Annotated in this window: 15 protein-coding genes and 3 pseudogenes; 4 read left to right on the top strand and 14 right to left on the bottom strand. The window is 68.1% G+C overall.

The genetic code is table 11. The annotated features are described in order from the left end of the window. The 11 genes and pseudogenes from N6H00_RS40075 to N6H00_RS40030 all read right to left on the bottom strand — a co-directional run. Window positions 1–1,463, bottom strand: a pseudogene (locus tag N6H00_RS40075) (transposase); the annotation flags it as partial. A 26-nt stretch (window positions 1,464–1,489) separates the two neighbouring features. Continuing rightward, the gene (locus N6H00_RS40070; RefSeq protein WP_443073273.1) at window positions 1,490–2,371 is read right to left on the bottom strand and encodes a TnsA-like heteromeric transposase endonuclease subunit; all 882 of its coding nucleotides are present in this window, start codon (window positions 2,369–2,371) and stop codon (window positions 1,490–1,492) included. A gap of 200 nt (window positions 2,372–2,571) precedes the next feature. Further along, window positions 2,572–3,471, bottom strand: coding sequence for a DNA-binding protein (locus tag N6H00_RS40340; protein ID WP_329618706.1), 900 nt, complete (start codon window positions 3,469–3,471; stop codon window positions 2,572–2,574). A gap of 10 nt (window positions 3,472–3,481) precedes the next feature. After that, on the bottom strand, window positions 3,482–3,997 hold the full coding sequence (locus tag N6H00_RS40335; protein ID WP_329618489.1) for a hypothetical protein: 516 nt from the start codon (window positions 3,995–3,997) through the stop codon (window positions 3,482–3,484). A 5-nt stretch (window positions 3,998–4,002) separates the two neighbouring features. Continuing rightward, a pseudogene (locus N6H00_RS40060) lies at window positions 4,003–5,432 on the bottom strand (ABC-three component system protein). 313 nt (window positions 5,433–5,745) lie between these two features. Next, window positions 5,746–6,012 (bottom strand): ABC-three component system middle component 6, encoded by a 267-nt coding sequence (locus N6H00_RS40055; RefSeq protein ID WP_030405088.1) that lies wholly within the window; start codon window positions 6,010–6,012, stop codon window positions 5,746–5,748. Further along, window positions 6,009–6,944, bottom strand: coding sequence for an ABC-three component system protein (locus N6H00_RS40050; RefSeq protein ID WP_268977323.1), 936 nt, complete (start codon window positions 6,942–6,944; stop codon window positions 6,009–6,011). The genes N6H00_RS40055 and N6H00_RS40050 overlap by 4 nt, the downstream gene beginning before the upstream one ends. A gap of 9 nt (window positions 6,945–6,953) precedes the next feature. Further along, entirely contained in the window at window positions 6,954–8,495 is a 1,542-nt protein-coding gene (locus tag N6H00_RS40045) for a Helicase associated domain protein (RefSeq protein WP_268977322.1), read from the bottom strand. A gap of 39 nt (window positions 8,496–8,534) precedes the next feature. After that, complete coding sequence (locus N6H00_RS40040) at window positions 8,535–10,283, bottom strand: Helicase associated domain protein (RefSeq protein WP_268977321.1); 1,749 nt, start codon at window positions 10,281–10,283, stop codon at window positions 8,535–8,537. A gap of 100 nt (window positions 10,284–10,383) precedes the next feature. After that, window positions 10,384–11,811 (bottom strand): annotated as a pseudogene (locus N6H00_RS40035) (Helicase associated domain protein); the annotation flags it as partial. A 125-nt stretch (window positions 11,812–11,936) separates the two neighbouring features. Further along, window positions 11,937–14,852 carry an NACHT domain-containing protein gene (locus N6H00_RS40030; RefSeq protein ID WP_268977320.1) on the bottom strand — a complete coding sequence of 972 codons (2,916 nt, stop codon included), beginning with the start codon at window positions 14,850–14,852 and terminating at the stop codon, window positions 11,937–11,939. Window positions 14,853–14,975: 123 nt separating this feature from the next. On the opposite strand from N6H00_RS40030, the gene N6H00_RS40025 reads away from it, so the two are divergent. The 4 genes from N6H00_RS40025 to N6H00_RS40010 all read left to right on the top strand — a co-directional run bounded on the left by N6H00_RS40025 (window position 14,976) and on the right by N6H00_RS40010 (window position 19,629). Beyond that, window positions 14,976–15,185 carry a hypothetical protein gene (locus N6H00_RS40025; protein ID WP_268977319.1) on the top strand — a complete coding sequence of 70 codons (210 nt, stop codon included), beginning with the start codon at window positions 14,976–14,978 and terminating at the stop codon, window positions 15,183–15,185. A gap of 294 nt (window positions 15,186–15,479) precedes the next feature. Then, entirely contained in the window at window positions 15,480–16,580 is a 1,101-nt protein-coding gene (locus N6H00_RS40020) for a tyrosine-type recombinase/integrase (protein WP_268977317.1), read from the top strand. A 17-nt stretch (window positions 16,581–16,597) separates the two neighbouring features. After that, window positions 16,598–19,072, top strand: coding sequence for a tyrosine-type recombinase/integrase (locus N6H00_RS40015; RefSeq protein WP_268977316.1), 2,475 nt, complete (start codon window positions 16,598–16,600; stop codon window positions 19,070–19,072). Beyond that, window positions 19,069–19,629, top strand: coding sequence for a hypothetical protein (locus N6H00_RS40010; protein WP_268977315.1), 561 nt, complete (start codon window positions 19,069–19,071; stop codon window positions 19,627–19,629). The genes N6H00_RS40015 and N6H00_RS40010 overlap by 4 nt, the downstream gene beginning before the upstream one ends. A gap of 21 nt (window positions 19,630–19,650) precedes the next feature. On the opposite strand, the gene N6H00_RS40005 is transcribed toward N6H00_RS40010, so the two are convergent. Genes N6H00_RS40005 through N6H00_RS39995 form a run of 3 tightly spaced genes read right to left on the bottom strand, consistent with a single transcriptional unit; the run spans window position 19,651 to window position 22,864 of the window. Further along, on the bottom strand, window positions 19,651–22,314 hold the full coding sequence (locus N6H00_RS40005; RefSeq protein ID WP_268977314.1) for a DEAD/DEAH box helicase: 2,664 nt from the start codon (window positions 22,312–22,314) through the stop codon (window positions 19,651–19,653). Window positions 22,315–22,349: 35 nt separating this feature from the next. Further along, on the bottom strand, window positions 22,350–22,721 hold the full coding sequence (locus tag N6H00_RS40000) for a hypothetical protein (RefSeq protein ID WP_268977313.1): 372 nt from the start codon (window positions 22,719–22,721) through the stop codon (window positions 22,350–22,352). Continuing rightward, window positions 22,718–22,864, bottom strand: coding sequence for a hypothetical protein (locus N6H00_RS39995; RefSeq protein ID WP_268977312.1), 147 nt, complete (start codon window positions 22,862–22,864; stop codon window positions 22,718–22,720). The genes N6H00_RS40000 and N6H00_RS39995 overlap by 4 nt, the downstream gene beginning before the upstream one ends. Between the last annotated feature and the right edge of the window lie 467 nt (window positions 22,865–23,331).

The following is a 23,331-nucleotide window of genomic DNA, read 5'->3' as shown; positions in this document are numbered from 1 at the left end:
GTAGACGTACCCGGCGACCGAGATGAGGGCGGCCCACACCTGGTTCGGTGTCAGTGCGGCCTTGGGCAGCACGGGATGACGCAGCCCTTGGTGCGGGCGGTGGTGGTAGTGCACGAGCCATTCGTCGAGGAGGTCCTGCAACTGCGCGACGGTGAAACACGCCTCGCGTTCGGCGTCACGCCCGCGGCGGGTGACGTCGGAGCCGGTGTAGCCGGGCAGGTGCTGGCAGAACAGGGTGTTGATCGAGCCGAAGGTCCGCTCGACGATGCCCTTGGCGGTGGGCGCGTAGGCCGGGGCGGGCTGCACGCTGACGCCGAGGGTCTCGCAGGCGGCAGTGAACGCCCTGGAAAGGAATACTTTGCCCCGGTCCACGACGATCGTCTCGGGGATCACGACCGGGCGGGCGGCCGCGTCCTGAAGTCGCTCGTCCAGCGTCAGCAACCGAACCCGGGAAGCAGTTGGCTGTGGGTGAAGCGCAGGGCGTCGGGCCAGGTGGGCTTCGACGGGTGGGGGACGGCCATCTCCGCCAGCAGCAGGGCCGCGTCCACGGCCTGGGTCCCGCCCGGACAGAGCACGGCCGCGAGGATCGCTCGCGTCGCAACGTCTACCGCGATCGTCATCTCAGGCCGGCCCAGGGTGCCGTCGTCGAACAGGGCCAGGACATCGAGCCGGGTGGTGTCGATCTGCACCTGCTCTCCGGGCCGCAGGGCGACGGTGGGCGTGTGCCCTCGTCCGTCCTCGGTGATGGGCGGGGTGCGCACCGGGTGTGCGGGATGGTCGGCGGGGTCGGCGAGCTGATGGACGAGCCGGTAGAAGGTGGCCTGTGCCGGCATCGCCACCGCGCCGCCGTGCCGGTCCTTAAGGATGTGCGCGACCAGCGGCATCAGCCCTTTGATGGTGCCTTTGGAGCGGCCGCGCTGGCGGCGCAGCGCCTCCTTGACCGCGGCGACGACCCGCTCGTCGGCTCGTCCGGTGGGGCTGGGGCCACGGGTGGTGCGGTGGTCGATGAGCCCCCACAGGCCCTGTTTGCGGTAGGCCAGGCGCATGCGCTGCACCGTCGTACGGGACACCCGGCCGAAGCCGAGCGCTGTCAGCTCTGCTGCTTTGGCCTCTTCCCGTTCGGCCAGCGTGTGCTGCTCGGGGTCGTACTGCTCCCGCACCGGCCCGCCGCTGCCCAGCCCGCCGGGCAACCCGCACTCGACTTCCCGGACGTGGCGCTGCCAGGCCAGCGCCTTCTCCCGTGCCGCGGCCGGGGCCGTCTCGAACAGCCCCCACCGCGGCACCGCCTGAGGCTGCTGCGCCTCTGCCCCCAGGAGGGCGAAGCCTGGATCGGCGAAGAGGTGCCCGGCGAGCACCGCTTCATCACTGCCGTCCTCGCCGGCCAGGTGAACGCACTGCCCGGCCAGGGCAACGACCTGCCACCGCAATCCGCGGAAGCGAACATGAGACCCGACCTCCACCACCGGCCGACCGCTCAGTCGGCTGCTGCTCACACCGCCTCCCCGCACCAGGCGCAAGCCCCGCCGCACCCCTCGCCTGACGCCGGGCACTCGGCCGCGGGGACGCAGCCCTGGCTCTCCCCGCCACGCCCGGCGCCGGCGTCATCGTGCCGGCTTTCGGCCGGCGCTGCGCCACAGGCCTCGCGGAGGGAACCGGGACTGACGATGACCCGTTCGTGCAGCGGCGCCTTGAGTGCTGTCGTCAGCGTGTGGTGCCACAGGGCGTGGAAGACGGCCGGGAGGACCTCGATCGGGTCGCCGGCCGCTTCGGCGCCCTCGATCAGCGGCCGCGGCCGCGAGAAGGCCTCGAGGACTGCGGGCATCAGGCCGGGCCTGCCCTGGTTGCGGGGGTGGCGGTAGCCGGCCAGCCATTTCAGGTTCGCCGCCAGAACTTCGTCCAGCGGCGCCAGGCGCCGGTAGGTCCAGCCAATGTCCGCGCACGCCGCAGCCACCGCATGCGCGGCCTTCAGGGCGCGTTCGCCGCCGCTATCGGGGTGGCCGGGGCAGTCGGCCAGCAGAGCGGTGCCGTCGGCGTAGCGAGCGAACAACTGCGGCACCCAGGAACGCACCTGGCCCCGACGGTCGCGCCACAGCAGTCGTACCGGTTGTCCGGCCATGCCGGTGACCTGCGGGTAGCGGTCCAGGGCCATCAGCTGCGTACGCATGGCGTTCGATCCGGCGGCCACGTGCCGCCCGGTGGTGGCCGACCACCACAGACCCGGCCCCCACCGCCGTCCCGGGACCACCGGGAACGCCGACACCGGATCGAGGTCTTCGAACGCGACCGCGAGGGCGGCGTCCGCCCACCGCTGCTGCACCGCCCGCCCGACGGGATCGAGGAAGACCGCCTCGAACCCGGCCCCGATGTTCACGTCCACCTGCCTCGGTCTGCTGCCAGACCCGGCCGCCGTACCCTTGCCGCTCACCTGGCCCAGCCAAACCGGCCCGGCTGCCGGCCGGAGCTGTTTCGGCGTTTCGATCACGTGGAGCCGCGTGATGCGGTAACACCGGGCCACCACACCAGCGCCCCAAAGACCTGTCCCGGGCCGCCCAATTCCCGGCGAACCGGCGCCTACTCGTCGCCCGCGCCCTGGTAGGCCTTGAGCGCGTCCGCCAACGGGCCGGGGGACAGCTTCGCCCACTGGGCCACATCCCGCGGCGGCACCCCGGCGTTCACGGCTGCCACGACAGTGTGCTGCAGGGCCTTCTCGAGCAGGGCGGCGCTGTGGCTGAGGATGCGCAGCAGATGCTGGGCCACGTCCGCACTCGAACCGGTCTGCGCCCCGCGCAGCTGGATGAGCTGCTCCTGAGCGCCGTCGACGAGGCTGGTGATCTGGGCGCGCTGCTCGGCGGGCACGGTCGAGCGCCACATCGTCCCCGAGCCCGGCGCTTTCTTCTCCTTGCCCAGCACGCGCAGCTGTCCGGCCATGGTGGAGGGCTGGTTTTCCTGGCGCAGCCACCAGGGATCGTTGTCGTATCCGGGGGGTCCGCCGGTCCCGCGGCAGATGCGGATGATGCTGCCCCTCCAGGAGGTCAGCGGGCCGCCGTAGTCGGTCGCGGCCAGCGGCCCCAGCCACGGGCGGTCCACTCGCTCGCCGAGCCGGCGGCAGAACATCCCGTCGGCGGGCAGCGCCCGCGGCTGTCCGGCGCCGCTGTCGGCCCACGCCAGCTGGGCCATGGCCGGGTCCAGCAGCGCGTCGGCGACGGCCACCACCTCGGGGAAGACGACCGCGTCCCGGCCCACGATCCGCCACTGCTCCAGATCATCCCCGGCGTTGCCGCCCGCGACCTGGTGCAGACGCCGTGGCCAGATCGTCTCCTGCTCCCAGTGAAGGGCGTGCTCCCACCACCGGGCCACCACCGCGTGCGCCAGAGCGAACACGCGCTCTGGCTCCGCGCCGGCCCGCACCGCCCGCCGTGCCACACCGGCCCACCGCCGCTGCGCCGCGGCCACCTCCGGCACACCCCGCACGTCCAGATGCTCAAGAGGCTGGTCGGCGTCCGCGTCCAGGAGCCACCGCCCATGCCGAACACACCCGGGACCAGAGCGGCGCGTACCGCACCATCCGCACTGCCGTCCCCGTACGCCGGGCCGTGCACAGGCGGCAGCCGAATGCCACCGGCCCGGCGACCGCGCCGCCAATCCGCCACGCCGCCGCCGGCACTCCGTCTTCCTCGGCGGGCAGCTTGGAGTCCTCCCGCGCCCAGGACGGCAACGCCCGCGCCAGCACGTCTTCCTTGACGCCGCACAGGCCTGCCAGGCGCTGCCGTCCGGCTGCGTTCAGCAGCACCTCGGCATCTGCTCGCGCACCTCCGCCACCGTGCCCGGGTTGGTAGTTGCGCCAGTGCCAGCAGGACCGCAGCACCTTCGCTTCCAGCCCGTAGCGGCTCGCGATGCGGCAGATCAGTGATGACGTCGTTTCCCCGGAGAGGGGAGCGACACGGAAGATCCCAGGTGCGGGACTGCAGTCGGGGGCAATCCTGTTGGCGTCGGCCACCTCGTCTATCTCTTGCCGGTGGTTTTGAAGCGGAAGCCGAAGAGGCCGCCGGTTTCGTGTTCGTCGGTGAGGCGGGGGCTGCGGATGTAGGGCTCGGGATCGAAGCCGCGCTGTGCTGCCATACTCAGGCTGTCGGTGTTGATCGTGACGATGTACTGCAGGTTCTCTTCCTCGGTGACTTCGGCGGCCAGTTTCAGGCAGCGGCGACTTGCCGGTCGTCGACGCCGTCGTAGAGGTGGCTGTCGTGGATGAGGAAGTCGGGACCACGGCCGTGGCGGTGTGCCAGCACCGCGAGGGTCAGGTCGAAACAGAAGATGACCATATTGCTGATGCCGCGGCTGCCGTCGCTGTCGATGCGCGGGGTGATGGTCAGGCTGTTGCGGCCGGCCTCGATGGCGAGGTAGGCCTCGCGCCCTTCACCGTAGAGGCGCTGGGCGTAGTGAGAGAACAGCAGGATGGCTTCGTCGGTCTGACGGCGGCGCTCCTGGAGATCAGTGTCAACGGCCTGCTGCAGTTCCACACTCTTCGCGGTGATCTGCCGGGCGCTCGCTTCGAGGGTCTGCGCCGCTTCGAAGCGGTGACGCAGCGCCTGGAGAGCGGCCTCTTCACGCCCGAGGGCTGTCTGCAGGGCCGTCAGAGCCTCCAGCGCTCCTCCCTCGGCAAGGTCTCGAAGGAGGCGGGCTTGGTCCTCGCCCAAGCGTGCCCGCTCCGAGCGGCGTGACTGAAGCCGCTCTGTGAGTTCGGCGATCTCTTCTTCCAGGAAGCGTCGGCGGTTGCGGACCACTGAGTGGTGGAACGTCCTCACATCTTCGAACCGTCGGCGGACCTGATCGTTGAGGACGACGCCGAGCTCGCGGTAGACAGGCTCAAGGTAGTCGACTTCGACGTCGGTGGTCTCGGTGACGGCTGCCTGGAGCTCTTCGAGGTTGTGCTGGTCGATCACATCTTCCTGCGCCAGTTGCTTGATGCGCCGGCTGACCTGGTCCGCTCTGTCCTTGAGCCGCTCGTACTCGGGGACGACCTGAAAGGCTGCCACCTGTGCACGGAGCCGTTCCACCTGCGCCTCGGCAAGCGTGATCTGGCCCCTGAGGTCTGCCGTAGACCCCACGATGCGCCCCCACACGGGGTCATCGACCGCTTTCTTCAGCTGGACACGTGTCGCCTTGCGGGCGGCCAGTTGCCTGTACTCGTCGACGAGCTGCCAGTCCAGGCCCAGAAGGTAGGCGAGGTTGGAGGCGGCTTCCGGGGCGGACTGGCGGGAGAAGGTACGGGTCGGCTCGTTGAAGCCGTGCGACGAAATGCGCCGGGCGAGGAAGGACAGCAGTACCCTTCCGCTGACGCCCGGGTGGTCACCGCGCAGATCGAAGAGATCCCGCTCGATCAGCTGTGTCCACCGCTCCACGGGCAGTTCCACAGCACCTGTGCGGGGAAACATGGCACCGTCATCTGTCCCGGTCACGTCCTCGTTGAGTGTCACGAATCCGGCGCGCTGTCCGCTGCGGCGGACAGCAAGCGGACTGCTCAGCCCCGGCCAGTCCATTTCAAGGTTGAACGTGATGTGCCGCAGCGCCTTGTTCAGGGCGAGCGTGGTATTTGTCGCTCGAGATCCGAGCAAGAAGTGGATCAGCTCGATCAGGCTGGACTTGCCGGCGCTGTTGCGGCTGTCAGTGTCTGCGGACGAGGCGGTGGTGGAGGCGACGATCAGGTTCAGGCCTTCGACGAAGGACACCTCTTTGAAGCGCTCGTCGTCAGCGCTCAAGCGGCGCAGCATGCATGCTCCTTGCAACGAGGATGTCCTGGTCGAGCTCTATGGCGCCCATGCTGTAGAGCACGTCCAGCGCCAGGACGAACCAGCCGAACGATACGGGCGAAGCGTGGCCGTGCTCGGCCCGCCATGTCCTCAGCCGGGCCCACGTCTGACTGACCGACCGCGGTTCGTCCAACTGCAGCAGGACCTGGGCGCCGACGGCCAGCAGGCACCGGTCAGGTGCGATGCCCTTCGTCGGAGTGATCATGCAGATATCCCGATCCCAGGCTGCCAGCCAGTGGGAGGCGCCTCGAAAATGTCGCACCGGCCGAAGAAATGCGCGAGTACAACGAGGGCGGCACGCAGCACCTTCGGCCGCGGCTGTGCGTTGCCCAGCACGTACATCTGGAGCTGCCACAGCACGTCTTCAGGATCGTCCCAGTGCCTGCGAACCTGCTCGTAGTACACGTGGAAGCCCCGCGCGACCTCATCGTGTTCCAGCTCCCGCATAGTGCCCGCGTAGAACGCGTCCACGAGGTGGGCCTGCCGCATCCCGCGGAGCAGGTCCTCGCGTGCTTCGCCTTCGAGCCGGTTGAAGTCCAGTTTCTCGATGCGCACGTCCGGCAGAGGCATGAGCGGGTCAGAGGAGGTTCGGAGTTCCTGAAGCCGCTTCAGAAGAGGCTCAAGACCATCCATCCCGATTCCGAACGTCATCTCCTTGATCGGGATCTCGCACCGGAGGACGTCTTCCGCCGTCACTTGGTCCAGTTGCATGCACTCGTGCCACAAGCGTCGGCTACCCATCTGCTCAAAGTGCAGGTCCGGCCTGCTGGCGGAGGCCTCGGACAGCATTGTTGTCACTTCGGGGTGAACGCCGCGTCGATCGTTATGCACAAACACGAACGTGTCGAACTGCCCACTGCGTTTGGCGAGCGCACCGGTCAGGTCACCGTCGAACTTCTTGCGGATCTTGCTCGGCTTCACCGTCTGCGGGGCATAGCAGGCGTACAGCTTGCGGGAGTGCAGGGTAAGACCATCTGCCGACATATCGCCCAGACTGCCCGCAGTGCGAACATCCAGGAAGTCTGAGTACCTCGAGCACATGAGCCGGTGGAAGAAGTCCTCGAACTCATTCTCGTACAACTCCGCCATGAGTTCCAGGAATGCAACGCGCGCGTAGGCACGCTGCTCGTACCGCACATACCCCCCTCACCTGCAAGGAGGAAAGAATAACTCTATGTGATCACTCTCGGAAGTCTTACCGTCACACTCCACGCAAGGAGCCTCGTCGGCTGGGGCATCAGGGCGGATATCGACGGTGCTCAGGAGCGCCTGCTGGTGGGGGTGGAGTTGCGGATAGAGGGTGGTCTGTTTGCGGGCCCAGCGCTGTAGTTCGGGCGGGAGGGGCTGGCCTGTGGCGTGGAGGGTGCGGTGTTGGTGGTATTTGCGTTGCCAGGCGAAGGGCCAGGGCGGGTTCCACCAGGGGTCGAGGAGGGTGAGTTCTTGCAGGGTGCGGGCGGACAGGAGGCCTGCGCGGGCTTTGCGTCGCTGCTGGATGAGCCAGCGCCCCAGAGCGAAGCCGTGGCGGCGGGTGTGTTTGGACACGGCGAGGTGCCCGTGTTCGGCGGCGTAGGAGCGGGCGTGGGGGAGGCCTTCGCCCGGTGGGTAGCGGCGTGTCGTCGTAGGAGTCGGCACGGGTTCGGTGGCGGGCGCGGCGCCGAGGCCGGCCAGGAGTTCTTGCTGGGTGGGGTGGAGGCTGTCCCACAGCTGTGTCTGGGTGGTGATCCAGCGGCCTTGGGCCGCGGTCAGGTTTCCGCTGGTCGTGGCGGTGCGTGCCCGGTGGTAGGCGCGCTGCCAGGCCAGGGGCCAGGGTGGGTTCCAGTGTGGGTCGAGGGCGTTCAGCGCGGCGATCCGGGCGGGGTCGGTGCGCCCGTCAGCGACGCGGTGTCGTTGGCGTAGGAGCCAGCGCCCCAGAGCGAAGCCGTGGTGGCGGGTCCGTTCGGCCATGGCCAGGTGCCCGTGTTCGGCGGCATAGCTCCGTGCGTGGGCGAGCCCTGTGTCTACGCAGGCGGGGTTTTGGCCGGCGTCGGTCACTGCGCGGGCGACAGCAGAGGTGATGCCGATGTCCGCGAGGAGGTTCTGCTGCTCGGGTTGCAGTACGTCGTGCCGGGCGCACTGACGGCGCAGCCACACTGTCACCTCGTCCTCGTCCCCGCCGTGATGCGGGCCGGGCACCTTCAGCTGTCCCTTCTGCCATCGCTTACGGGCCTGCTGGTAGCACCGCTGCCAGGGATAAGGCCACGGCGGGTTCCACCAGGGATCGAGTTCGGCCAGCAGCCCGCCACGCGGCCACGCGCCTCCGGTGGTTTGAGCGTGTCGGCGGTCCTGGCGGCGCTGCTCCACCAGCCAGCGGCCCAGGGCAAATCCGTCGTGCACGTACTCCGAGGGCACTGCCAGGTGCCCGTGTGCCGTGGCGAAGGAACGAGCGCTGGCCATGCCGTCCAACGCCCACAGACCGGCGGCAGCAACCTGCTCGTTCACAGCCTGGGACGCCCTGGTCCCGCCCCGCACGTTCGCGGCTTCCTCGGCCGTGATGCCGATGTCGGCCAGCAGGCGCTGCTGGCCGGGGTCCAGACGCCGATAAGCTGCGCATTGTCGCGACAGCCACAGGGCGAGTTCCGCTTCGACTTCGGGAAATCCGTCCCCCGCATCGAGCCTGCCCCTGCTCTCCACCAGCCGCTGAACCTGCACGTAGGTGCGCTGCCAGGCTGGCCTCCAGGGTGGGTTCCATCAGGGATCGATGGCGTCCAGTGCGCGGGAGCGCTCCGTGGGCTCCGGGCTCTGGCGCGCCCTGCGGCGCTGGCGTGCGAGCCACGATCCCAGCCGATATCCCTGGTGCATCGTGTCCTTGTCCGCGGTGGCCAAGTGACCGTACTCGGCGGCATAGGTCCTGGCGTGCATCAGCCCCCTCTCGAAGCTGGCCTGGATGGGGACCCGCCGCGGCAGAGCGGCGCGGGCCGCCTCGGCCGTGATGCCGATGTCGGCCAGCAGACGCTGCTGTTCAGGGTGGAGAGTGCTGTAGTGGGTGCACTGCAGATACAGCCACTCACCGTTGAGTATCTGCGTGCCGGGAAATCCTCCGGCTGCATCGGGCGGACCGGCAACCGCGGCGTGATCGCGCGCCCGGTAGTACGAGCGCTGCCACTGCACCGACCAGGGGACATTCCACCACGGGTCCAAGGCGGCCAGTGCCTGCGCACGGTCCGGCGCCATTGCCCAGGCCCTGGTCTGGACGTTGCCCAGCCATTCCCCAAGCCGATAGGAATCGACCACGGTGTCCTTCGGGATCGCGAGATTGCCGTGTTCGCGCACGTAGCGGCTGGCATGCGCCAGGCCGGCTGCGAAGGCTTCGTCTGCCTGCCGACTGTGTCCGCGCCGCCGCTTGCCCTCCGCACACTGGCCGCCGGTCCCCACGCGCGCCCGTACCGCGAGTTCGTCCGCCAGAGGGCGCTGACGGTGCGCCGGAGCCACCATCCACATCTCCTGGCCCTCAGCGTTTGTCCCGCCCTGCGCCCGCACGCACTGATACGCCCACGCGAAGAGAGGGCCCGACGTCTCCTGCGCCAGCTGTTCCACGTACCAGGGCCGCTGTACACAGTCCGCAACAGCCCTCAAGAGCGTCGGTAGATCAGCCAGGCGAAAGGGAACATGGCCCTGTGCCTCGGCCACCACACGGCGCCGGAAGTCGTCACCGGCCAGCAGCGCGGCCAGGGCAACGGTCTCCGGATAGGTCACCAGCTCCCGCGCCACGACCTGCCACGCGTCCTGGTCCAAGCCGTCACTGTCCAGGCTCCGTAGCCGCGCCGGCCACACATGCTCCCGCGGCCATGTCTGCCACCACCACGACGCGGTCACTGCCTGCGCCACCTCAAAAGCATCCGCTGCCCGCGCGGAACGGCACAGCAGCCGCACGTGATGGTGCCGGGCTTCCAGCACCTGCCCGCTCCCGGCCAGGTTCACTACTCGGCCGACCGTGCCCGGGATCTGCATAAGCCACCGGTGATGAGGCAGGCACACTCGCTGCTCAGGTCCCAGATACAGGCGAGCAGCCTCCCTCCTCCCGGTACGTCGCGCCGTGCACGCAGGGCAGGCTGGTCCCCAGCGCCGCACCTTCTCCGCGGTGTGGTGAAACTGCGCTGCCGGCCCTTTGGCGAAACGCCGACGAGGCTCCTCCTGCGCCCAGGCGGGCAACGCCTGCAGGAGGTGGTCCTGCGGGACGCGGCACAGTTGCGCTACCCGGTCCCGTGCTTCCTGGTTCAGATAGATCTCACTGTCCGGCCGCGCCCTGCCCATCACGTTCGGCAGTCCGCCCACATCAAGGATCGCCGTCAGCAGGTCCCTGAACGCCATGCCGTAGCACGCCGCCAGCCGGATCAGGAACGACTGCGTCATTTCCCCCTGCAGCGGCCCCACGCGCAGCACACCGCTCGGCGGCACAATCGTCCCAGCCGCTGCTGGCTCCCGATTCTGGCCGCTCATTCCGCCCCCGTCCGCTAGCCCTTTTCCCCGTAACCGCCTGCGGACCCCATCCGGTTACGGCCCAAACTTGAGCGGCCTGGGCGCCCGCAAGCACAGGCGGTTATGCCCACTCGACTCCCAGCTCCGCGAGGGCAGCGCGCTGCTCCTGGGTGAGTTTGTCGCGGCGGGCCTTGGTGTTGGAGATGCACACGCCCAGCTTCACGGCCACCGGTTCTGCCTCGTCGTCGACGACAATTTCTTCGCTGTGCGCGCGTGGAACCGGCCTGCCCGCGCCTTCCCGCTCGCTCCACTGGGCGAGGGCCGTCACGCCGCGTTGGAAGGCCGCTGACGCCTTCCCTGAGGTCTTGCCGTTCTTGGCGGCCGGGACTGGGGTGGGATGTTCAGCGGGCTTCACACCCAGCCTGGACAGCCGCTCCTGCTGTTCTTCCGACAGCTCCACCCAGAAATTCGCCTGACGCTGGAGCCACCGCCCGAGGTCGTCGCCCTCGAAGGTCACGCCGGGCTGGATTTCGGGCAGGGCGCCGTGGGGTTCGTCGGCGGCGAGGTCGGCGAGGATACGGTAGTGGCGTTGCCAGTCGAGTGGCCATGGGCAGTTCCAGTCCGGGTCGATCGCCGTCAGCTGCTTCGCGCGCTCCGCAGCCCGCTGCGGGTCTTTGCCGAGGCCGCCTTTGCGGCGGAGGTTGGCCATGTGCTGTCCGATCGGTACGGGCTTCCCGTCGGCGGGATCGTCCCAGACCGCATCCTGGCGCGGAGCGAGGTGCCCCGTGGCTTGCCGGTAAGACCGCAGTGTGGCGAGCTTCGCCTCCCACGCCTCTTTGCCGGGCTCCCACACCATCCCGGCCTCGGGCGCGTCCAGCAGCTCCTTGCGCCGTGGCTCTAGCTCCCCGGCCCGCAGTGCTTTCCGCTGCTGGTGCACCCACCTCCCAAGCGGAAACGACTGTGTCATGCCGACTTCGACCTCTGTGTCGTAGGGAACGGCGTAGAGGCCGGTGATCTCGTTCTCCTTCCGCCAGCGGATGAGGGCCTGGTAGCCCTCCAGCCACACCAGAGACTCCGGCCGGTAGACCCGGGTGCGCAGGAACGCGGCGATCGTGCCCGGATCCCGGGGAGAGGAGAAGTGGAGCAGGGCCGAATCAGCGGCGGCCTGCGTGTCGTCCTGCTCCTGGTCCTCGCCCACCTCGCCGCCGGCCCCGACGATCCGCCCCTCTTCATCGCGCTGAACGTGCACCTTGCGCTCGTGCTTGCCCCGGGACAGTGCGCGGGAGGCGAGCTGCTCGACGAGTCGTTCATCATGCGAGCGCAGGCCCTGCAAAACGGCTACGAGGGGGCGGAACGAGGCGGAGGCGACCATGTCGGTCGGGTCCTCGCCGGACTCCAGGAACACCGGCACGATGATCCGCGCGACCTTCGTGGAGCCGTCCTTGTTGAGCCTCAGCGCCCGGCCGATGTTCTGCACGATCTCCACCTGCGAGCCGCGGGTGTCCGCGAAGCATACGGCCTCCACGCCCCGTTCGCCGGTGATGTCCATTATCTAGAGGCGAGGAGATCGTGAGTGACGTTTGTTCTGGATGCCGGGAAGCATGCCTGACGGGGGCAGCGGGCAGGGAGCTCCCATCGCTCGAGCGGTTTGAGGATTACGACCCGAGAGGCGAATCAGGTGTCTGTTGTTCGTGGTCGCGGGTACAGCTTGACTGTGTCCGGGGGGAATAGCTCGAGGCCGGTGACGTTGCTTGCGTAGCTGATGGAGATCTGGAGTCTCTTGATCCGGCTCAGGGGGGCGATGTCGATAGTGTCGGACTGCGCTGCTCGGCAGTTGATGAAGAAGCGTTCGAGGTTGGGGAAGAGGTCCGGCACCAGGTCTAGTTGTGGGTCGGACTCCGGAAGAAGTCGGAGGTAGGTAATGCTGAGCATGGGAACGGCGTGATTAAGGTCGTACTGCGATATGCATAGTTCCTCCAGATGGGTGAGTGTCGCGATTTCTTGCCACTCCCCGTTGTCAGGGGCAGTGTTGATCACCAGGTCTTGCAGTTGCTGCCACCTGGAGATGCCGGTCAGACGTGTGCCGATCCAACCACCCAGGTAGAGCGAGGTGAGGCTCTCCGGTGCGGGCAGACCCACCAGGCTCTCCCAGGGTAGGCGGGTGTAGAGAGAAAGATCGGTGAGGCCGGGCAGAGAATTCAGTGCGTTGAAGGAGAAGTCAGCCGGTAAGTGCAAAAGACTCAAGTCTGACAGTGAGAGCCCTGCAAGGTCTTCAATGTGCGTGAGCTCGGTGCAGTCTGAGAGGGCAAGTTCTGTCAAAGCGGAGAGTTTGCGAAGGAATTTTAATTCCGTGAGCCGTTGGCCCTCGTAGATCCGCAGTGCGTGGGTGTGCTCGGGTGAGAGGTGTTCGATTATTTCGTCTGCCGTGAAGGTTCCCCGAAAGGTAACGTTGGTGATGGGTTTCAGTAGCCGAAGTGCTTTGCGCTGATCATGAGTGTGTACCGTCAGAGTGAGACGGTTCCGGTCATGGAAGGAGAGCAGGATGTCGCGGGCGTAGTCGTCAGCGCTGAAGTGTTCCCAGCCCTCGACTAGGTCGTAGGGTACTGAGTCGGGAGGCAGCGACTGCGCGAAGCGACAGAGGAAGGCGTATGCATGGTCGCCGCCGATGGCAGCAGCAGTCTTGATCACGGGGCCCACTTCATCAGCTTCCAGGCCTTCCGGCCCCGGTAGCAGATCCAGGATCCCCGGCCCGAGTCCGGCAAGTTCCTCCGCCTCTTCCGGGGAGCGGGGAGGCATCAGGACACGCGCACGTTGTTCGACCAGTCTGCGGATCTCGGGTTCGATTTCGGTGGCGTACTGCAGGCTGGCGGCTGCCAGGAGGTGGAGTCTGCCTCTGTGTTCGCCCTCGGCATCACCGCGGTCGACGAGGCGGCGGAGTAGATCAGCGCTTTCGGCTGGGCGGGCGTGGGCGACGGCCATGCGTATGACGTCCTCCCACTGGTCGTCGTGTGCATTGTTGACCAGCAGGGGAAAGTCGTGGGCTTCGATGGCGGCTTTGGCCCCGAGGTAGTCCTGGAAGGTGCGGTGGACGAAGTCGATGGTGTCCGCGGTGGGCTGGCGTAGGAGCCCGCTGCGGCCGACCAGGTGGGTCAGGACTTGGTCGGCTGTGCCCTGCTCGGCCACGGCCTGCATCGCCGGCAGGGCGTTGTCGACCAGGGCCGTCGCGGTGGTCCGTTCCATCTCTGTCTGGCGGTTGCGGATGAGCCAGTAGGCCAGACGCTGCAGTAGCTGGACGCTCTGGTGTTCGGTGAGCTGAATGCCTTCCGGGACATCGATGCTGCGTTCAAGGTCGCGGCGCACCAGCAGCATCGACAGTGCTGCCTCATACAACTCCATGCGGCTGTGGGGTAGGTGACCGCGGCGGTCCCGGTGCAGCGCGCAGATCAACGCGCACATCAGGGGGGTGCTGGACAACTGCGCCAGGTCACGCTGAGCACGCACTGTCACCCGGAGTGCTGCTTCGAGATCATGCAGCTGTGACCGTTCGGCGTCGGTCGCTGCACTGTGCCGGGCGGCGGTATGCCACCGCCCGACGAAGACTCCAATGTCAGCGGTATTCATGGGCCGTACTGACAGTTCGGTGAAGCGCGACGAAGTCAGCCAGCCTTCCGGTACAGCTGACGGACGTGTGGTGACCACGAAGCGTGCGTCCCCGTAGGCCGCCAAGAGCCGCTCGAGCCAGTCCCGCGTGGCGCCTCGGTGCTCTTGAGGAACCTCGTCGATGCCATCGACCAGGACGAGTGCCTCCCCCCTGGCGAGTACGGCATCGGCCCAGCCCTCAGGCTGCGAGGCGGCCAAAGGAGCGCCGACCGCAGAGAGGAAATCCTGTGGCTCCGGAAGGGGTCCACGCCTCACCAGCGTCCGCAGCGGCAGGATGAACGGAATCCGCCCCCGCCAGTCCGCCAGTTCTGCCGGCAGTTCATCGCGCGCCGTGGCGACAGCCAGCCACTGCAGCAGCGTTGTCTTTCCGCTGCCAGCGAGCCCTCGCAGAAGAACGCGTCGGCAGTCGGCCAACGCGTGCTCGGCACGCTTCACCACGACGGATGGCCGGTTCGATTCCTCACTGCCTGCAGGCCAGTCTTCCGGCCGCTCCGCCAGTTCCAAGCTTAAGTACGCCGCGTCCAGCGGCCAGCGCGCACGTTCCGGCCGACTCAGGTCCAGCCCTACGACGGTCAGATGGGAATGCCGTTCCGTCACGTAGCTGAGGTACCGCTCCACGAAGGAAGGTTGCACTCTGGGCCGCACCGGCCTGCGGGTGACTCTCCTTGGAGAGCCCTGGTACACCTGCGGTACGCGGGCAGCGGCTTCGCGAAGGGCCAGCAGCGGGCCCACATCCGTGCCCAGCGCCTTCGCCAGGGCCACCAGCGTGGTCTCGGAGGGCACCACTTGGCCGTTCAGCGCCTGGCTGATCGTTGTCCGCCCCAGCCCGGTCCGCTGCTGCAACCCACCCATCTGCAGACTCCGCTGCGCCCTGAGGGTGCGTAACCGTAGCGCGAGTTCCGCCAGCGGATCCTCGTACACGTCCCCCATGTCCTGCTTCTCCGTCTCCCAGGCGACCGTCTTCGTTCATCTTCGTTCGCCCTGAACCCCGGTGAACACCAGAACCGCGAAATTCGCCGACGTCCCCGTTGTCGGTTGTCCTGGGAGGAAGGCATGAACACCTCATCCATTCACCTGATCCTGCTGGCTCTGCTTCTGGCCGTCGTCGGTCTCTTCTGCACGCTCGTAGGAGCAGCGGCCGGTCTGCTCGCTCGTATCGACGGAGCCACCTACGCCACCGCCCTGCTGCGCGGTGCCGTGGCCTTCGCGGGCAGTGCCACCCTGTCCCTAGCGCTGCTGACCTTCGTCCTCGCGGCGCTGTGAACCGAGGATGCTTTGTCCCACTACCTGCAGGCGAGAGCATGGCGCCCGACCGTGGCGGGCGCCGTTACTCCTCGGCGCTTGAGCGCGGCCAGGTGTCAGAGCGTCGACTACAGGACAGGGATTATCCATAGGTGCACGGGTTGTGTGGTGTGTTCGGTGTGGTTCCCACCTGGTCGTGTGGCCGTCTGACGGTCCGTGCCTCGGTGCCCGACGGGGCTTGGTTGTGTTTGGTGGGTGGAGCAGAGCTATGTAGCTGAGCGTTCGATCTCTCCGGTGACCGGTGTGGAGCGGTGGGTGGTGGCCGACGCACGGACCTACGACTTGCATGTGGAGGCGTGTGCGTTTCTGGCGGGGTTGCGTAGCAAGGGCCGCTCGCCGAACACGGAACGGGCATACGCGGGCCGTCTCGCCCTCTATCTGAACTACTGCAGCCAGCGCCGTATCGAGTGGTGGTGTCCGAGTTTCATGGAGTTGTCCGGGCTGCAGCAGTGGCTGGTCACCACGCCGCTGCCGGCCCGCAGCCGCCGCTGCCCGGCCACGGCTGCGCCCCGATACCGCTCGCAGGGTACGGCGAACGCGGTGATGACGGCGGTCACGGACTTCCTGCGCTTCGGCGCGCTCCACGGCTGGGTTCCTGCCCAGACGGCCGGCTTGCTGTCGGAGCCGAAGTTGCTGCGGTTCTTGCCGGCCGGGTACGACGCCGGCGAGCGCGGCCAGTGGCGCCAGGTCCAGGTGTCGGCTTTTCGTTTCCAGGTCAGCGAGCCCGGCTACGAGGACCTGTCCCCGCAGCAGATTCGCCGCATGATCGCGGATACGCCCCGGGCGCGGGACCGTTTCCTCATCGCGCTGCTCGCTGCGACCGGCCTGCGGATCGGAGAGGCCCTGGGCTTGCGCCAGGAGGATCTGCACTTCCTGGCCTCGTCACGCTCGCTGGGTTGCCCGGTGGAGGGCCCGCACCTTCATGTGCGGCGCCGCACCGACAACCCGAACCGGGCCCTTGCCAAGTCCAGACACTCCCGATGCCTCCCCGTCACCCCCGACATCGTCGCCTTCTACACCGACTACCAGCACGAACGGAACCGGGTGGCCGCCGCGGCCGAGACAGGCATGGTGTTCGTGAACCTTTTCTGGCCCCCGCTGGGGCGGGCCATGACCTACCCGAACGCCAAGAGCGTCTTCGACCGTCTGGCCCGCCGCGCCGGGCACCCGGCTCGCCCGCACATGCTGCGCCACTCCGCGGCCACCCACTGGCTGCGTGAGGGAGTGGACCGGGACGTGGTGCAAAAGCTGCTGGGTCATGCCTCGCCGCTGTCCATGGACCGCTACCGCCACGTCGATGAGTCCGAGACCCGGGCGGCTGTCGACCGGGCACAGGCATGGCGGGAGAACCAGTGAGTACCGCTACCGCGCCCGTGACTGCACTGCAGGCGCCGACGAGGGCCACGAAGAAGTCGTGGGAGACGTGGCTGCGTTCCCACATCGATCCCGCGTGGCGGCCGGGGGAGTGGGACAGCGCCAGATGGCTGTTCACCGGAGACCTCGACAACCCGCGCACCTCGTCCTCCCGGTGCCGCACCCGCCGCTGCGACGTGATCGTGCGCGCTCAGGAGACGTTCTGTACCTACTGCTCGGACCAGCGCAGAAAGAGCGGCCTGCCGCGGGAAGAGTTCGCCGCCACTTTCACCCCCGCCCGTTCCAGATCCCTGCCGTTGACGGTCATCGGGCCGTGCACGCTCACCCGGGACGGCGTGCGGTGCGTACGCCCTCAGGTATCGGGAGGCCTGTGCGCCGCCCACCACGGATCATGGAAGTACCACAAGTCCAGAGGCACGCTCGAGCGGTGGCTTCGCAGCCGGGCAACACCGTTCACCGAAAACCCGGACTGCATGGTGACCCACTGCTCCGGCTGGGCGATGAACTCCAGTGGGCTGTGCAACTACCACTGGCGCGCCTGGAGAGCGGAATGCCGCTCCAGCACCAACCCCATGCCTGCCGCCCAGTGGGCACCGCACCAGCCTCTGTATCTGCTAGCGCATCAGTTCCACCTCGCCCCATTGCCCCAACTGCTGCGTTGGGAAGCGCTCTACGCCGTGCAACAGATGGACCAGTGGGTACGCGCCCTGGAACCGCACTGGATCCGCGGCGTGATCAGCCACCTCACCACGGCCGACACCCTTCTGGACGTTACCAACACGGCCCGGCTCACCAAGCCGCACCAGGCTGCCGTCCGCACATTGGAGAACCTGCAGTCCGCCGCCCGCGCCGGATACAGCGAGTTCTCCGGGATCACCCTCATCGACCAGGACGTCATCGATCTGCGCGTCCTCGGGCTGCGCCACAGCGCCTCCGGCAAGCGCCGGCATCTGCCCGGCCGCGTCGATCTCCGCACAGTCCGCCAGCCCTGGTTGCGCCAGGCGCTGCGTCATTGGGTGACCACCGCCCGACCCACCACGGAAGACTTCAAGCGCACTTTCCACGCGACGACAATCGCCTCCACGGCTCTCGCCCAGCGCGCCGACGCCGGCGACGATCCCGCCGCCCTGACGTTCGCCGATGCCACCTTGGCCGTCGACGCTTTCCGCAGCGCACGCAAACGAGACGGAACCCCCTACTCCTCCTCCTTCCGACGCAGCCTGCTGGGAATGTTCTTCCAGCTCATCGCCTACGGCCGCCGCTGCGGCACCCTCGATGACCTTGCCGGCACCTTCACCCGCGTGCCCGTCGAGCACGTCATCTCCGTGGAAGAACCCAATGAGGACTTCATCGGCAAGGCCATCCCCGAATCCGTCATCCGGCAACTGGACGCCCACCTCGACACCCTGGGCACCGGAAACACCTACGGCTGCCGCGATATCGCTCCCAACGCCCGGCAGTTGCTGTACCGCACGATGTACATCGTCCTGCGCGACACCGGGCGCCGCCCGCTCGAGATCGTCTCCCTGGCCCGTGACTGCCTGGAAATCCACAACGGCCAGCCCACCCTGATCTGGGACAACCACAAGCGGAAACGCCACCGCCGACGTCTGCCGATCACAACATCCACCGCCGAGGCCATCCGAACCTGGCAAGACTGCCGCGACCAGCTGCACCTCCCCGCCAAGGGAGACCGATACCTCTTTCCGTCCCTTACCGCCCTGAGCGACGCCCCCTACATCTCCAGCACCTACCTCAGCGACGCCCTCAGGCTCTGGGTAGACGCCCTACCACCGCTCCACGCCGAGGGCACCGACTCCAAAGGACAACGACTGCTCTTCGACCGGTCCCTGATCTACCCCTACGCCTTCCGCCACTCCTACGCACAGCGCCACGCAGACGCTGGCACCCCCGTCGACGTGCTGCGCGAGCTGATGGACCACAAATCCATCGCCATGACCCAGCGCTACTACACCGTCTCCCTCAAACGGAAAAGCGAAGCCGTGGCCAAACTCAGCGCACATGTCCTCGACCAGCATGGCCACCCCAGCCCCAGCTCGAGCACGGCCTACGAGATGCGCTCCGTCGCCGTTCCCTACGGCGGCTGCACCGAGCCGTCGAACGTCAAAGCCGGCGGCCAGGCCTGCCCCATCCGCTTCCAATGCGCCGGCTGCGGCTTCTACCGCCCCGACCCCTCCTACCTGCCCGCCATCGAGCAGCACATCAACGAACTACGAGCAGACCGCGAAACCGCACTCGCCATGGGCGCAGCCGAGTTCGTCACCACCGCCCTCACCGCACAGATCACCGCCTACCAGCGCGTCATCGACCGCATGAACACACGCCTGGCATCCCTCCCCGCCTCCGAACGCGCCCAGATCGAAGAAGCCAGCACCGTGCTGCGCAAAGCACGAGCAGGCCACAACCACACCCTCCTGCCCCTCACCACCGCCCGACCGAAAGACCCGCGATGAATCCCCGCGGCAACCCGGCCCCCCTCGCCGAAGCCAGACGCCGCCACAGCCTCGACAAACGAGCCCGTGTCCTCGCCGTCCTCGCCACACTCGAGAAACAAGGAAAGCCGCTCACATTCGCCGCAGTCGCCCGCGCCGCCCGAGTCTCCACCTGGCTCACCTATGCCCCCGGTGTACGCGAGCACATCGAGGCAGCCCAACTACGCCAAGCCCACAGCACCCCGCCATCTGCCACGGCAAGCCCGCCCTCCCACCTCAGCCTGCGCTCCGAACTCGAAATCGCCCGGCAAGAAATCAAAGAACTCCGCGACGAACGCGACCGGCTTCAGGCAGTCCTGCGCCGCCAACTCGGCCAGCAACTCGATGCCATCCACGCCTCCGACGCAGCAGCCAGAGCAGACCTGAACGCCCTGAACCAGGACCTCACCCGCCAGCTGGAGGAAGCCGCCTCGGAGAACGCCACGCTCCGCGCCCGCATCACTGCCCTTGAAGAAGACCTGACTGCTGCCCGCACCAGCCTGCGCCGGATGATCCGCACCGAAAACACGGCCCGCTGAACGACATACCATCCACGGCGGTCATGCCCATTCCATGCCCAGCTCCCGTAGTGCGTCGAGCTGTTCGGCGCTGAGTTTGTCTCGCCTCGATTTGGTGTTCGAGACCCACACACCGAGTTTCACGATTACTGGCTCCGTCTCGCCGTCCACGGCGATCTCCTCCCCGTGAGTCCTCGGGACCGGCCGCCGACCTTCCCGCTCCACCCACTGTGTGAGGGCTGTCAGGCCACGCTGGAATGCCTGCTGCGCCCTACTCGGACCCTTCGTTGAACGCGTGGTCGCCGGAACAGGAGACGGCGCTTCAAATGGCTTGATGCCCAGCTTGGACAGCCGCTCCTGCTGCTCGGTCGACAGCTGCGTCCAGCTGCCTGGCTTGCGCTGCTGCTGGAGCCACCGTCCGATGTCATCGCCGTCCATGAGCACGCCGGGGGCGATGTCGGGCAGGACGCCATCGGGTTCATCGGCGGCGAGGTCGGCGAGGACGCGGTAGTGGCGTTGCCAGTCCAGTGGCCAGGGGCAGTTCCAGTCCGGGTCGATCGCGGCCAGCTGCTTTGCGCGTGTGGCGGCCCGTTCCGGGTCCTTGCCCAGGCCGCCTTTCCGGCGCAGGTTGGCCATGTGCTGGCCGACGGCCACGGTTCCGCCACCGGCGGGGTCGTCCCAAACAGCGTTTTGGCGGGGTGCGAGGTGCCCGGTGGCGCGCCGGTAGGAGCGCAGCGCGGCGAGTTTGTTCTCCCACGTTTCGTCGCCGGGCTCCCAGACCATCCCGGCCTCGTCGAGGAGCTCTTTGCGGTGGGGGTCGAGTTCTCCGGCGCGCAGCGCCTTGCGTTGCTGGTGCACCCACCGCCCCAGGGGAAAATCCGTTGTCGCGCCGACGGCGGTCTCGGTGTCGTAGGGGACGGCGTACAGGCCGGTGATCTCGTTTTCCTTCCGCCACCGGATGAGGGCCTGGTAGCCCTCGAGCCAGACCAGGGACTGGGGGCGGATGACGCGGCAGCGGGTCAGGGCAGCGATGTCGGCGGCGTCGCGGGGTTCGGCAAAGTTGATCACGATCGAGGTGACGCGGTCGACCTCCTGCTGCGCCTCGCTCGTCTCCTCACCGTCACCGCCGTCGGTTCCCGCTGCGGGGGCGGGGCGGACGTGGAGGCGTCGGCGCCCGGTGCCGCGGGTCAGGGCGCGGGAGGCGAGCTGGTCGACCATGCGCTCCGAGTGCGAGCGCAGCGCCTGGAGGATGTCGACCAGAGGCTGGTAGCCGGCCGAGGCGACCATGTCCTTGGGGTCCTCCCCGGGCTGCAGGAAGACCGGGATGATGATCCGCGCCGTCTTCACCGTGCCGTCCGGATTCGGACGCAGCGCCCGCCCGATGTTCTGCACCACGTCGACCTGGGAGCTGCGCGAGCCGACGATGCACACCGCCTCCACCCCGCGCAGTCCGGTGATGTCGACACCGACCCCGAGGGCCCGTACCGAGGCGAGGAACGCCCGGTGGACGCGCCGGTTGTCGGCGTTTATGCCGTTGGCGAACCGTTGGATCACCTCGCGCCGGTGGGCGATGGGGTGGTCGCCGCACAGCCAGTCGGCCCACACCCGCTCCGCGGGCACGTGCCGGCCGTCCTCCAGCTCGTACAGCTCGGCCTCGATGGAGGAGGCGGGCAGTTCCTCCGCGTCGGCCAGAGCAGCGTCTGAAGCTTCGGTGACGTACAGCTCCGCGGCGGTCGCCGGCATCTGCTCGGCGAAGGCGCGGGCTTCCTCGACCCTCTGGTGGAAGGTCATGACGGTGTGCAGGTTCATCCGCGCCGCGTGCTCCAGCAGCGCGGCCTGGAGCAGCGCCAGGCGCCGGCCGCGCAGCGCGTCCTGCGATAGTCCCAGGATCGGGTCGGGGTCGCGGATCTCCAGTACATCGATCTCGAACCCGGCGAGGATCGAGCGTTCCACCGCCTCCGCCAGCCCGAGATCGAAAATCCTGGTGCCGTAGGTGGCGCTGTCGTCCTCCATCGACGCGATCACCAGCTCCCGTCCGTCCCGGCCGCGCTGCGGGCTGGGCGCGGCAAGGATCCGCGGGGTAGCGGTCAGGTAGAGCCGGAAGTCGATGGGGATGCGGGCGTTGTCGTGGATCGCCGCCCACGGCCGGCCCATGTCCCCGGCCGTCATGTGCGCCTCATCCAGAATCGCCAGGTCGAACGGGGCCATCCGCTGGCCGTACAGCCGCTCCCCGCCCGCCAGCGCGGCCTCCAGCGGCCCGCGCGCCGTACGTCGGCCCGACGGGTCCTCCGGGTCCTCGCGGTCCACCAGGGAGGCGTACGTGGCGAACACGACCACCGGCCCGGACCCCGCCCACAGCGCGAGCTGGATCGGGTTGGTCGTGGTACGCACTCCGAGCTGCTCCAAGACCTCGTCCTTGTCCACCGAGCAGACCGCGACCATGGGCGCGCGGTGCCCGACCCGGCGCCAGGACTGCGCGCTCTGCACGATCAGATCCAAGGTGGGCACCATGACGAGGATCCGCCCGTCCGGGAAGCACTCCAGAGCGCCCGCGGCAGCCGTGATCGTCTTCCCGGACCCGGTGGCGGACACCCCCATGGCACGTGCCCCCTCGGGGGGCACAGGTGATCTTGCAGGGAATCCCACCCATTTACGGAACGCTGCCTTCTGGTCGACCTGGTGTTCCTTGAGCGGAATTGCCGACATTTCTTTGCCTCCTCGATGTGTAATTCCTGTAGTTTTCAGACGGCCGCGTGCGGTGTGCAGGCCGCTCCGGCGTCGCTCCAGACCCCCCTGCCCGCGAGATGCCATCCGCCGGGCGTCCCGTCCGACTTCCCGCGCTTGAACCCCGGCAGGTCGCCCGGGCCGTAATGCCCGACCTCGCGCGTGCAGAGGATGACGTCACCCGCCTCCAGCACCCGCTGCCGCGCCGTGGTGTCCGGGTGCGTACGCGGCAGCACGGTCTCCCGGACGAACGCCTCCAGCCGCACCAGAGCAGCCCGTTCACGCCGCCTGACGTCCGCGACATGTACGGCCAGCTCAGCAGCCCCGGCCGACCGGCCGCCATGCCGCACCCAGTCCCGGTTCGCGATGCCCACCAGGGCCTCGCTCACCGCCGCAACGCCTTCGTCCCAGCCGTCCGCGAACCGCGCGCCGGAGAGGCCGGCGCTATCCCGTCCAGCTCGACCACCTCGCTCTGCGCCCTGGTGGCCGCACTGGCTTCCAGAGCGGCCACCAGGGCGTCAGCCTCGGCCACGGGCACGCCCTGGCCTGGAGGAGGGTGATCAGCCTCAACCGGGCGTGCCTGCCTGCCATCTGGTAGCCCGTCACCCGTGCACACAATCGCTGCTCATCGTGGGGTCTGGTTCGGTAGTTTCGTTGATAGCCAGTCATCCGCGATCGTTTCTATCGGAATTGAGGGAGGGTTCCTGGTGGTTGGGGGGTGTTCCGTGTTTCCGCCAACGGTACATGCTGCATCAGCATGAGGCACCCGCTACACTGGAACCCACACGAACGAGCGACCCCCACCCCTAGTAGCCAGCCTGGCCCGCGTCAGCGGGCCCCAACGGTTCTGGAGGCGCAGCCGGAAGGACCGTTGGGCGAGGGAGCGCAGCGGACTCGCCGACCCAGGCTGGAGCGAAGCGAAAGCCTGGTAGTGGGACGGAGTCCCACCGGTCCGGGAGCGCAGCGGACGGACCGTCACCCTGCCTGCGCAGCAGGCAG

The organism is Streptomyces sp. S465 (assembly GCF_026898115.1).
GTDB classification, from domain to species: Bacteria; Actinomycetota; Actinomycetes; order Streptomycetales; family Streptomycetaceae; genus Streptomyces; species Streptomyces luomodiensis.
This window is presented reverse-complemented; position numbering and strand designations above follow the sequence as displayed.